Below are 12104 nucleotides of genomic sequence, written 5' to 3'. Positions count from 1 at the left end.
GGTACCATATCGCTGCGCGATATGCAAGCGAAGCGGTTCGCTTCGCTCACCGCGCCCCGGCTTCGCCGGGGCAACTCCCTTCGCTGCGCTTCGGGAGTTGAGGGGGGCCGGCCGCTTCGCGTCCGGCGGGCTGCGCTGCGCGCTGCCCGGGGTTTGACGGTGTGTCAGGTGCGGCTACTCGGTTTTTTTGTACGGGAGTTGGGGAGTGCTTCGCACTCCTGGGCGGGTCCGCTGCGCTCCCCCGCCTGACGGTCCTTCCGGCTGCGCCTCCAGAACCTTTGGGGCCCGCTGGCGCGGGCCAGGCTGGCTACGAGGGATGGAGGGTCGCTCGTTCGTGTCGGGTTCTAGTGTACATGCTGCATCAGATTGATGCAGCATGTATTGTTGGTAGAAACACGGGACACCCTCCAACCACCCGGACTGGGGCGTGAACCTCAAGGAGGGGTTAATGAGTGACGCTCTGTTTGATCAGGACGGTAATTCTCTTCCCGCTCCGGAAGAGGCCAGTTTCGATTCTCTTATCGGCGTGCTGGGGATGTTCTCTTCCCTGACGGATGAAATGGACCGTGAGCCGCACAGCTTCACCATCCACGGTGACGTCCTGCTTGCCCAGTACGGCCGGGTCGCGGACGTGGCGCAGTGGGTCGGGCTGGCTGCAACCGCCTTGCGGCGGGACCTCCTTGAGGATCTCGGTCGGGTTCCGGCTGCTGGCGAGCCGTCTGCGGAGTCGGCGGGGGCCGGCCTGACGCGCTTCCGTGTCGTAGCTGCGCCGACCCAGGATGAGTACCCGGGGGCGTCCACGCTGACGAGCTACACCTACGCGCGATCGGTGGAAGAGGCCGTGGCGAGGGTCCGCAAGGCGAATGAGAAGCCGGGCGGCCTGTACGGGGACAAGGGCCTGTACCGGGTGGTGGAGGTGACCGAGGAGGGGCCGTCCAGCGAGGTGCGGCGGCAGGAGGCCGCCCGCGACGACGAGGGAAACGAGGCCCCGGCGGAGCTCATCGAGCGGGTCCTGGCCGTCTGCGAGCAGCACTACGCGGCCGTGACTGGCACCAACTCCGAGCAGTGGGACAGGGAATCGGCCCGGGAGGTCGTGGGCATCGCGCTGCGGACCGTGCGCCTGGCGGAGCGGGTGACCTACCCGCAGGCGCTGGAGGCGTACCTGCGCGAGCGCCGGGCGCGGCTGGAGCGGTTGTGGCGCCGCTGCGGGCCCGGCGGCATGTTCGCGGGCGAGGTCGTTCTGATCGGCCTGCCCGGGTGCTTCGTGCTGTGCGAGAGGATTGACGAAGCCCCGCTCTGGCTCGAAGGGGTCTGGGAGGATCAAGGCCAGGATCAAATGGCGCTGGAAAGGCTTCAGGACAGCTGGCTGTACGACACGGGCGAGAGGGACGGGCGATGAGCAGGATTCCGCTCAAGAAACATCAGGTTGACCAGAAGTCGAGTTTCCGTAAGTGGGTCGGATTCCCTGCAAGGTCATCTGTTCCCCCTCAGGGTGCCCGTGGCACGATCGTGTCAGCGACCGGGTCAGGGAAAACGATCATGGCTGCCGCGTGCGCGCTGGAGTGCTTCCCCGAAGGCCGGATCCTCGTGACCGTGCCGACCCTGGACCTGCTCGTGCAGACCGCCCAGGCATGGCGGGCAGTGGGTCATCGCTCCCCCATGGTCGCGGTGTGCTCGCTGGAGAACGACCTGGTGCTCAACGAGCTGGGGGTGCGCACCACCACCAACCCGATCCAGCTCGCCCTGTGGGCCGGGCACGGGCCGGCCATCGTGTTCGCCACCTACGCTTCTCTCGTGGACCGCGAGGACTTCGAGGACCCGGCGGGTCAGGGGAAGGTTCGCGGGCCGCTGGAGGCCGCTCTGGCGGGTGGAGAGCGCCTGTACGGACAGCAGATGGACGATTTCACGCTCGCCATCGTCGACGAAGCCCACTCAACCGCAGGTGATCTTGGAAGGCCGTGGGCAGCGATCCACGACAACGCCCGCATCCCCGCCGACTTCCGGCTCTACCTCACAGCCACCCCACGCATCCTCGCCTCCCCCCGGCCCCAGAAAGGCGCGGACGGCCAGGAGCTGGAAATCGCGTCAATGGGCCAGGACTCGGAAACCTACGGGCCATGGCTGGCCGAGCTCGGGCTCTCGGAGGCGATCGAGCGAGAAATCCTCGCCGGGTTCGAGGTCGACGTCCTGGAAATCCGCGACCCCTCCCCCGTCCTCGGGGAATCGGAGGAAGCGCAGCGAGGCCGGCGCCTGGCGCTTCTGCAGACGGCGCTCCTGGAGCACGCGGCGGCGTACAACCTGCGCACCGTGATGACTTTCCATCAGAAGGTGGAGGAGGCGGCGGCGTTCGCGGAGAAGCTGCCCCAGACGGCTGCGGAGCTGTACATCAACGACGCTTCCGACGAGGACCTGGCCCAGGCCGACCGGCTGCCGAAGTCGTCCATCGACGCAAAGTTGTACGAGTTGGAAGCCGGCCGCCACGTACCCCCGGACCGCGTGTGGTCAGCATGGCTGTGCGGCGACCACCTCGTCTCCGAACGACGCGAAGTACTGCGGCAGTTCGCAGGCGGCATCGACGCCAACCACCGGCGCGTACACCGGGCGTTCCTCGCAAGCTGTCGCGTGCTCGGAGAAGGCGTCGACATCACCGGCGAGCGCGGCGTGGAGGCCGTCTGCTTCGCCGACACCCGCGGCTCCCAAGTGGAGATCGTCCAGAACATCGGCCGGGCGCTCCGGCTCAACCGGGACGGCAGCACGAAGATCGCCCGCATCATCGTGCCCATCTTCCTTCAACCCGGCGAAGACCCGGCCGACATGGTCGCCTCCGCCAGCTTCCGCCCCCTCGTCGCCGTGCTCCAAGGCCTGCGCTCGCACGATGAACGACTCGTCGAGCAACTCGCCTCCCGCGCCCTCAGCAGCGGGAAGCGCAAGGTCCACGTCCGACGCGATGAGGACGGGCGGATCATCGGGGCCGGCGGCGAGGACGGCGCGGACCAGGAGCAGGACGGCACCAACGCCGCTGCCGAGTCGGCCCTGCTCCACTTCTCCTCTCCCCGGGACACGGCGACCATCGCGGCCTTCCTCCGCACACGGGTCTACCGGCCGGAGAGCCTGGTGTGGCTCGAGGGCTACCAGGCTCTGCTGCGCTGGCGGAAGGAGAACAAGATCACCGGTCTGTACGCCGTCCCCTATGACACCGAGACGACGGTGGGCGTCACGAAGGACTTCCCGCTGGGCAGGTGGGTGCACCAGCAGCGGAAGGCACTGCGGGCAGGCGAGCTCGAAGAGCGGCGCAAGACCCTGCTGGACGCGCCGGAGGCCGGGATGGTGTGGGAGCCGGGCGAAGAGGCGTGGGAGGCCAAGCTCGCCGCGCTGCGGTCCTACCACCGGGCCACCGGGCACCTCGCTCCGCGTCAGGACGCGGTGTGGGGCGAGGGCGAGGCGATGGTGCCGGTCGGCCAGCACACGGCCAATCTCCGCCGGAAGGGCGGCCTGGGGAAGGACGCGGAACGGGCGGCGGAACGCGCGCAGCAACTGGCCGCGATCGACCCGGACTGGAACTGCCCCTGGCCGCTGGACTGGCAACGCCACTACCGCGTCCTCGCCGACCTCGTCGACGCCGACGGCAGCCTCCCCGACATCGCCCCCGGAGTGCTGATGGACGGCGACGACATCGGACGGTGGCTGGAACGGCAGACCCAACCGGGCACCTGGAAGCTCCTGTCGAGCGAGCAGCAAGAGCGGCTCTCCGCACTGGGGGTGAAGCCCACTGAACAGCCCGCCCCGGCCCCGGTAGCCGCGGGTGCGACGAAGGGCCCGAGCAAGGCGCAGCAGGCGTTCCAGCGCGGACTTGCGGCCCTCGCGCAGTGGGTGGAACGGGAAGGCCATCGGGCTGTGCCGCGCGGCCACAGCGAAGAGATCGCGGTCGATGGCGAGACAGAGCCGGTGATCGTCAAGCTGGGTGTATGGGTCTCCAACACCAAGGCCCGCCGCGACAAACTCTCGGATGCGCAGCGTGCCGCCCTCGCCGAACTGGGCGTCGGATGGGCCTGATGGCGAACGATGAGGCGTGCCGTCCTCATCTGTCGATGCGTCGAGGCGGGATCATGGTGGCGGAGGTGGGGCGGTGAGATACGGCGCGAGTTGAGCTTCAAGATCTGCGACGCGTTTGTCCAGGAAGCGATTGTTCTGGCGGGCGCTGGCCAGACGTTCTTGGTGGCGCTGGTTGTCCTGTGTGAGCTGTCGTACGTGCTGCTTCAGGCTGGTGTTCTCGGTGACGATCCGCTGAAGTGAGCCTTCGGGGAGATCGTGTTCGAGGTCGCGGATCTTGCCGAGGAGTTCTGCGATGTGCGTGCGTTGGGTGCGGATTTCACGCTGGGCCTGGGCGAGTGCGTCTTCGGCGTTGAGCGCACGTTCTCTCCAGGCGGGCTGGGTGCGACTGCCGCTTTTGGAGACTGCGGGATGGGGTCTGTCTGCGCGGGTGGCCTGCTCGATCAGGGCTCTGGCCTGCTGGTTTTGGTAGAGGAAGGTGCGTGAGACGCGGGCGGTTCGGGCGAGGGCTGCGACGGTGACGGGCGTATGGTCGCGTGCCGTGGCTGCCAGGGCGGTCTGGAGGCGTTCGAGCATCTCCTGGGTGGTTTGGCGGCGGGCTCGGACGGCCGCGTCGGTGCGGGTGCTCATGGCTGCCCTGTGGCATCCGGGTCGGGGGCCTGCAGTGCGGCAAGGTCTCGGGCGCGGAAGGCAGTGCTCCAGGTGCGGTGGAAGTAGTCCTGGGGGCGCCGCAGGTCGAGGGTGAGGGCTTCGTCGAGGATGCCGAGGGCGGCCAGGGCGTGCTCGAGTCCTCTGATGGCCTTGGCGGTGGGTTCGAAGACGGTGTGGAGGTAGTCGGCGGTGGCGTCGTCGGGGGCGTTCTCGGCGATGGAGCGCCACTGTTCGGCTTTGCGTCGCCAGTAGAGGAGGTCTGCGCCGGAGAGGACGAAGTTGTCGCAGTTCTCGCAGTCGAGTTTCCAGGGGCAGGATCCGCCGTCGACGACGGGTTGGTAGGTGCAGAATCCCCCGTCGGCGGGGGTGCTGCGGCGGGAGAGGTCCAGGGCCAGGGCGAGGGCTGTCTCGCGGTCCATGGGGGTGGTGTCGCCGGAAAGGAGTTCGCCTGGGTTGGGGGCGCCGGGCCCGGCCACCCAGACGGTGTTCAGGACGTCTTCGAGGTCGCTGTTGGTGATCTTTACGTAGTGCTCGGCCATGCGTTCGGAGAGCTGGCCGAGGTAGCGGCGGATGTGGGTGAGTGTGGCGCCGGCGCGCAGCAGGTTGGTGGCCAGGGTGTGGCGGGCCTGGTGGGCGACGTACGCGCCGCCGAGGTCGAGGCCGACGATCCAGGTCTTGAAGCGCTGGTTGAAATGGCCGTAGGAGATCGGCTGCCGGCCGTTGGGGTTGCGGACGCGGGAGGGGAACAGGGCCAGGCCGGGGCGTTCGGCGGCTGCTGGGGTGCGGCCGTAGCGCTTTTCGAAGAGCTGGAGTGTCTTGGTGCGGCGGGCATCGAGGCGGTGGTAGACGGGCTCGGGGATGCGGATGCCCTCGTTGTAGTTGCCGACCTTGGTCTGGTCGTGCCACAGCATGGCCAGACCGCGGTAGCGGCCGATGCAGTCCAGCCGCAGTCCGACGACCTCGCTGCAGCGGCGCCCGGTGGCGACGATGGTCTCCCAGATGTCCCGCAGGCCCCGGTCGTTGAGGTCGAGTTCCTCCAGGCGGCGCAGGTTGGTCTCGTCGGTCAGCGCGCGGGCGACGTCGTCGCTGAAGGGGTTGCGGGAGCGCTGTTTGAGGCCGGTGCCGCCGAAGGGGATGGCGGTCAGGAAGCCGGTGTCGATGCCGAGGCGTTCAGCGTGGCCGGCGGTGATGGCGCTGTACAGCAGCTTGCGGGCTTGATTGAAGACGAATTGGCAGCTCAGGTCCGTGACGGTAGGGGATCGTCCGTCGACCAGGACCATGCCCAGGGATGGCAGGCCGTGGCGGGCGCGGTGGCGCTGGTCGGCAACGAACCGCTCGGCGTGCTCACGGCGCAGCACGGTGGGGTCGTGGCCGGCGTCGGGGGCGTCGGCTTGGAGGAAGACGCCTAGGGCGCGTATCTGGTTTTGATCAAGGGGTGGCCCGCGCGAGCTCCTTGATCCAGATCATCGAGCCGCGCAGGTGGACTCCGGCGAGGTAGCTCTTGGGTGTCTTGTCGTAGCGGGTGGCGATGCCTCTCCACGCCTTGAGCTTGTTGATCAGACGCTCGACTGTGTTCCGCTCTTTGTAGAGCGCGGTGTCGTGGCTGACGGGCCGGCCGCCCCGGCTGCCCTTCTTCTTGCGGTTGGCGGCCTGGTCCTTCTTCTCCGGGATGACCGCCTTGATGCGTCGTTTGCGCAGGTAGGAGCGATTGCCGCGGGACGAGTAGGCCTTGTCGCCGGCAGCAGCGTCGGGCCGGGTCCGGGGGCGGCCGACCGGCCCGGGCACCCGGACTTTCTTGAGTACCGGGATGAACTGCGGGCTGTCCGCCGCCTGGCCGGCGGTCAGGACGAAGACCAGCGGGCGGCACTTGCGGTCGGCGGCGACGTGGATCTTGCCGGTCTGCCCGCCCCTCGAGCGTCCGAGCAGGGCTGCTTTCAGGCGGGCCTTGTGCCGGCGCCGGATACGTCGCCGTTCCTCCCGCTCGGGATCAGCTAAAGCACCCTGCCCGTCTTGTCCTTCCGGACTGCCACCTTTTGGCGGGCATTCTCCTCCTCGGCGGCCGCCTTCTCCAAGGCGGCCATGACCTCTTGACCGAGGTGCATCCCGGCAGCGTCGTGGTGAGCCCGGGCGGTGGTGGAATCCACACTGACCAGGGACAAGTCCACCTCACCCCGCTTCGCGGCCTCCGCGATCATCCCCTCCAGAAGCGCCTCGAAGACCCCGGCGTCCCGCCACTGCCGGAACCGGTTGGACACAGTCGTCCAGGCGCCGAACTCACTCGGCACCTCACGCCACTGCGCACCCGCCCTGAACCGCCAGATCACTCCCTCGAACTGCTGCCGCAGCCGCTCCGGGTACGGACCCCGCTCGCCGACCGGCAGGTACGGCTCGATCAACGCCCACTCGGCATCAGTCAGTTGCGCACGCGTCATACACGACGATCTACCGGATCCACCCCACCGCGCGGGCCAGATCCGGCAGATTGATCGAAACCAGATACGCGCCCTAGTTCGACGGCGGCGCGGCGCATCTGGTCGAAGGGGCCCCGGGTGCGGGGGCACTGCGGGGAACGGAGCCACTCGGCGAGATGGTCCCAGAGCAGGTCGCGCAGCCACCGCTGGGGAACGGTGGTGATGTCGAAGAGGCTCTGGGCGTTCTTGAAGCGTCGTCCGAAGTGATCGGTCTCCAGGAAGCCGGCGTCCTTGGTGTCCGAGGGGCTGTAGTAGACGCAGCGCAGGCCGTTGACGACTTCCCAGATGATCTTGCGGACCTCGGAGTCCATCTGCTTGCGCGTCAGGTCTTTGTAGCCTCCGTCGTGCAGGTCCATCAGGGACGTGATGCTGCCTCGCCAACAGTGTCTGACGAGATTCCTGATGCCGTTGGTGGTCCACTCGGAGTGCTGTGCGGACTGGGCATGGGCATGCAGGCCCCACTGGATCTCGGCCCGCAGCAGCGGAGGCAGGCAGTGGAGGTTGACCAGCCCTGGCTGCGTGACCGGCTCCGCAGTGGCGCACCAGGCACGGAATGCCTCCTCGTCGCCGTAGGTCACCGGGAGCGGCCGGCCGTCCTTGAGGGGGCCGCGTGAGTTGTGCGACCGGGCGTCTCCAGAGCGGTTGTCGATGTTGTACCGGTTCAGGTGCTGCAGGCACAGCCCCAGTGAGGTGCAGGCCAAAAACGGGCACCGCGCCGTGCACAGGCCGTAGCCGGGAAGCGGGTGCTGTGTACGGGCCCAGGGCTCGAACCGGTCTTGATCCATGCCGGCGGCCTCGCCGTACTGCCACCTGGTCTGGTGCTGCTGGCACAGCCGGGTGGTGGGGCTGATCGCCGGGCGGTCGGGGCAGATCAGGCACCGGCCGTAGTCCACTCCCCGCGCGGCGGGCAGAGCGGTGGCTGCGTCCATGAAGGCGCGCTTGGTCTGCCCCGTCCGCTCGGCCTGCTCCCACTCCAGGTTGTGCGTGTTGCACAGGTTGTGGCTGACCCGGCGGATGCGCTTGCAGCCGTCAACGGCGCACTGCCAGGCGTAGACCGGGTGTTGAGGCGGGATGAAGATCAGCGTGTCGCGGAAGAGCGGGTCGAATGCGGGAGCAGTGATGAGGGCCGTGAGCAGTTCGAGCCGGTCGCGGCCGACGCGGGTGGTGTCGGTGCGGCCGGGCAGCAGCGTCAGCTGGATCATGGCTGTGTCCCCCACACCTGCTCCAGCGCTGCGGTGAAGACCGGGTCGTGGACGTCCACGTGGCCGTAGACCTGCTCGACAGTCGTGGCCGAGGCCCAGCCGCCGGCATCCCGCGCGATCACAGCGTTGCCCCGTGCGGCGTCCAGCACCGCGGTGGCGAAGCTGTGCCGGAAGGCGTGCGGGACCACCCGGCCCATCTGACCACGGGCCGCGGCCCGGCGCAGCATGCCCCGGGCTGCGGCCGTGGTCCACGGCTGGCTGCGGGAGGGGCCGTGCAGGCTGACCAGGAGCATGCCGTGAACGGACTGGGCGGGGTACTGGGTGGTGATGTACTCGAAGTAAGTGTGGATCATCGCCGGGCTCGCCCGGCGCACCGTCCCGCCGCACACAGCGTTGTCCTGCCAGGTCCAGGGCGTCTTGGTCTTGGCCCGGGCCCGGTTGGCGTTGTCCTCACGGTGGCAGATGTGCACGTGCGGCCCCCGGCATTGACCGCACGCGGCCTGCTCGCGCAGGTGCAGGTCGACCAGACGCAGCCCGCACAGCTCACCGATCCGGAAACCGCCGTCGGCCAGCCACGTGACCACCATCCGGTCCCGCGCGCACGACACCGCCCCCAGCAGCAGATCCCGGGCGCCTTCCGGCAGCATCTTCGGGTGCCGACGCATCTGTTCGGCGGGCGCGAGCGGGTTGGCCGGCATGCTGTGCAGGACGTGCCCGAGCATCGCCCGCCGCCTATCCGCCCGCGTCGGCAGCCGGGTCACACGCAGCGCCTCCGCCAGTGCGGAGTTCACGCCGTGGGTGCCCAGGTGAAGGTAGAAGCCCTTCACACAGGCCGCCGCGCCCTTCAACGCGCTGTGCCCGTACGGGCGTTTGTTCTCCCGCCACGGCAGCCCGAACGGCCCCGGATAATCCGCTCCCAAAGCCGCCATGTAATGCCGCAGATCCCCAAGCGACACTGCTCCTACGTCCAGGCCCGCGAACCGCAGCCACCGCAGATGATCCACCAGCACATACGCGTATGTACGGTCCGTACCCGCCGCGCAGGTACGCAGGAACCCGTCCGCCTCCGCCACCACCGAACAGTCCGTGTCCACAACCGTGTAGGAAACCCGCCCGTCCCCACGGACGATCTCCTGCACGCGTAACTCACCCACCACCAACCGACCACCCACCCGCGTGCCGCCCCCTCAGACCAAGGACCGCCCCACCGGCGGCGCCCTCGCTCCCGAGTCCACACCCCTCCCCCACTCCCGCAGACCACTCCACGCGAACGTCACACACACCCACGTGACGGTTGGTAAAGTCGCAGATGATGAGGTCCCAGCGGGCGAGGTGGTGGTCGCGGTGGGCCTGTTCGACCTTCTCCTGTGACTGGTAGGTGCAGAAGACGTTCAAAGGTCCGAAGGCCGCGGCCCCGGCAGCGTGGTGGGCGAGTTCCTCGGCCGAGCCGATGCGCAGGACGCCGCCGGGCAGCACGCCGCGAGCGTCCTCGTGGCAGATGGTGAGGTAGAGGCCCCGGCGGCCTTCGCGGTGCCAGACCTGCGCGGTCTGGTAGAGCAGCTGGATGTTGGGGGCGAAGAGCACCACGTTGCCGAGGGGGGCGATGCGGTGGGCGACGTGGAGTGCGACGAGGGTCTTGCCGGTGCCGGTGGCCATCACGACGCTGACGCGGGCGTGGTGATCGAGGAAGGCTGAGACGCTGTTGTCGACGGCGACGGCCTGGTGGCCACGCAGCGCCGTGGCGAGCTGGTCTTCGGATACGGTCCCGGGCACCGGCTTCCCCCTTGTGATCGTGTGCCTGGGACCTCATGGTCGGCACACGAGGGGGTGTCTGGTCTTGCTTTCGCCGGCTGGTTCACCCTTTCGGGGATATCCGGCGGGCGGGGAGGTTCTCGCGGCGCGGTACACAGCAGCATGGGGAAATGCCGGGCTGCTGCGGCAGCGTTCATCGCCGGAGTTGGGGGCAGCGGAGGTGGACGGACAAGTAGCGGGAGCTTCTTGGCTGTTCGGGCCCCGCAGGCCGCTGCCGGTGCGGGTAGCACCGTTGCGGGGCGAGTCGACGGGCAGTTTCGTCAACCGGCTGGCGCACGGCCAGGGACTGGAGTTGGAAGAGCTGCTGGAGCGCGTGGGCTTCGGTCAGGCGTCCCGGGATCCGGTGCGGGTGCGGGCCTATCCCTCCACCACCGAGATGTACGTCAACCAGCGGGGGCTTGAGTATCTGGCGGTGCTGTGCGGGAGCACCGCGTCGGCGCTGCAGGAGGTCCTGCCGAGCACGGCGGCCGCGCATCTGCTGCAGCAGACCGAGACCACCAAAGCGGTGTGGAAGTGGCCGTGGCTGCCGCGCGAGGGACACCTGGTGCCGCTGTGCGGGACGTGCGCCGCCGCCTGCGGGGTGCGGGAGACGGCATGGATGATCAGCGCGGACCGCTGGGACGCACCTTCCGGACACCGCACGGTGGGTGCGCCGGGCCTGGAGGCTGAGGCGGTGCCCATGGCGCCGCTCGTGCTGATGCCGGAGGCTGCGGCCGTGGCGGCCCGGCTGGCCGCTTTCGAACACGCGGGCAGGCGGGACGGGCAGGCCCGTACGCGGTGGATGGAGGAGCTGCGGGGCGAGATGGACCTGTGGGGCGTCGACTTCTCGGTCGGCCGGCTGGCGTTGATGGACTGGCTGCAGCGGCACAGCACCCCCGCCGGCCCGGCACCGGATACCGCCTGCGGGACGGCCGGGGTGCCGCGAGAGCTGCGGCTGTCGCCCGGGCATGAACGGGCGGCGCAGCCCACCGAGGTTCTCGCGGCGGCGTCGTGCCTGCCCTGGCGGCTGGGACAGCCGGCATGCGAGATGTGACGCCCGGCGGCAGGACACTGCCGCCTGCGCAAGGCGCCCTTACGACAGAACCCGGAACAGGCGGTGGTGTTCTGGCCGGACAGACGTGCGCAGCAGTGCGGCGCCGCGGCACGGGACGGGAGGCATGAGCACGGTGGAGGATCCCGGCGGCCTTCTGGAAGACGAGGCGGCGGGGGGCACAGAGCAGGATGTCGTGGCCCTGTACCGCGAGCCGTACGGGCCGGTGCGCGCGTGCGGTGCGGTGGGGCTGCGGGGGCTTGCGCTGGAGGAGTTCGGGCGGTCAGCGAGCCGGTGCCCTATCGGGGCCGCAAGGGCGTCATCACCTATTGGCCGGTGGTGAGCAGGGAGCAGACGGTGGTGTGCGCCAGCCTGCGGCAGTGGCGCCTCGCGGTGGAGCTGGACTTCGAGCCGGCCTGGGTGGCCTTCAGTGCCAGCCCGGTGGAGCTGCGGTGGCGGGCAGGAGGCCGGGCGCACCGCTGGCGCCCGGACTTCGTGGCGCGCACGTCCGGCGGCGTGCGCCTGGTGCTGGTACTGAAGCCGCCTGGCGGGGAGAGCCTGCCCGCGGCGAGACTTCAGGTCCTTAACGCGGTGGCACGGGCGGCCGGGTGGCGGGTGCGGCAGGTGCGTGAGCCGTCGGGTGTGCGCGGGCGGAATCTGGGATGGCTGGCCGGTTACCGGTTCGGTGTGGGCGACGAGGACGGCCGGGGGCAGGCGCTGCTGGAGGCGTTCAGAGAGCCGACGGGCCTGCGGGCGGGCGTGGCGGCGAGCGGCCTGCCCGCGCTGACAGGCCTGGACCTCGCCTACCGGATGCTCTGGCAGCGGCGGTTGCTGTTCGACGCCTGCCGGCCGCTGCTGCCCGACGCCACGGTCTGGACGGCCTGAAGG

At 69.3% G+C, this 12104-nt stretch carries 9 protein-coding genes and 1 pseudogene; 4 read left to right on the top strand and 6 right to left on the bottom strand.

The genetic code is table 11. The annotated features are described in order from the left end of the window. Nucleotides 1-427 precede the first annotated feature (427 nt). Both OG747_RS47245 and OG747_RS47240 read left to right on the top strand, forming a co-directional pair. Nucleotides 428-1399, top strand: a complete 972-nt coding sequence (locus tag OG747_RS47245; protein WP_405876516.1) for a hypothetical protein — start codon at nucleotides 428-430, stop codon at nucleotides 1397-1399. Next, nucleotides 1396-4053 (top strand): Helicase associated domain protein, encoded by a 2658-nt coding sequence (locus OG747_RS47240; RefSeq protein ID WP_405876518.1) that lies wholly within the window; start codon nucleotides 1396-1398, stop codon nucleotides 4051-4053. Before OG747_RS47245 ends, OG747_RS47240 begins: the two co-directional genes overlap by 4 nt. Before the next feature lie 51 nt (nucleotides 4054-4104). Here the strand turns inward: OG747_RS47240 and OG747_RS47235 are convergent, their stop codons facing one another. From OG747_RS47235 to OG747_RS47210, 6 genes and pseudogenes are all read right to left on the bottom strand, one after another. After that, a complete protein-coding gene (locus OG747_RS47235) occupies nucleotides 4105-4680 on the bottom strand; it encodes a DUF6262 family protein (RefSeq protein WP_405876520.1) in 576 nt (191 codons plus the stop codon). Then, the gene (locus OG747_RS47230; protein WP_405876522.1) at nucleotides 4677-6059 is read right to left on the bottom strand and encodes a tyrosine-type recombinase/integrase; all 1383 of its coding nucleotides are present in this window, start codon (nucleotides 6057-6059) and stop codon (nucleotides 4677-4679) included. The genes OG747_RS47235 and OG747_RS47230 overlap by 4 nt, the downstream gene beginning before the upstream one ends. Nucleotides 6060-6129: 70 nt before the next feature. Beyond that, nucleotides 6130-7133 (bottom strand): annotated as a pseudogene (locus OG747_RS47225) (IS5 family transposase). Beyond that, the gene (locus tag OG747_RS47220) at nucleotides 7130-8374 is read right to left on the bottom strand and encodes a hypothetical protein (protein ID WP_405876524.1); all 1245 of its coding nucleotides are present in this window, start codon (nucleotides 8372-8374) and stop codon (nucleotides 7130-7132) included. The pseudogene OG747_RS47225 and the gene OG747_RS47220 overlap by 4 nt, the downstream one beginning before the upstream one ends. Next, nucleotides 8371-9513: a tyrosine-type recombinase/integrase gene (locus tag OG747_RS47215; protein ID WP_405876526.1), complete on the bottom strand. Its 1143-nt coding sequence runs from the start codon at nucleotides 9511-9513 to the stop codon at nucleotides 8371-8373. Before OG747_RS47215 ends, OG747_RS47220 begins: the two co-directional genes overlap by 4 nt. Before the next feature lie 7 nt (nucleotides 9514-9520). After that, nucleotides 9521-10147 (bottom strand): DEAD/DEAH box helicase, encoded by a 627-nt coding sequence (locus OG747_RS47210; protein ID WP_405876529.1) that lies wholly within the window; start codon nucleotides 10145-10147, stop codon nucleotides 9521-9523. Between the two features lie 256 nt (nucleotides 10148-10403). On the opposite strand from OG747_RS47210, the gene OG747_RS47205 reads away from it, so the two are divergent. Then, nucleotides 10404-11219 carry a TniQ family protein gene (locus tag OG747_RS47205; protein WP_405876531.1) on the top strand — a complete coding sequence of 272 codons (816 nt, stop codon included), beginning with the start codon at nucleotides 10404-10406 and terminating at the stop codon, nucleotides 11217-11219. 291 nt (nucleotides 11220-11510) lie between these two features. Further along, nucleotides 11511-12101, top strand: coding sequence for a hypothetical protein (locus OG747_RS47200; RefSeq protein WP_405876533.1), 591 nt, complete (start codon nucleotides 11511-11513; stop codon nucleotides 12099-12101). The last annotated feature ends 3 nt before the right edge of the window (nucleotides 12102-12104 follow it).

The organism is Streptomyces sp. NBC_01384 (genome assembly GCF_045040035.1).
GTDB lineage: Bacteria > Actinomycetota > Actinomycetes > Streptomycetales > Streptomycetaceae > Streptomyces.
The sequence above is the reverse complement of the archived record's forward strand: the minus strand, read 5'-3'. Positions and strand labels throughout refer to the sequence as shown.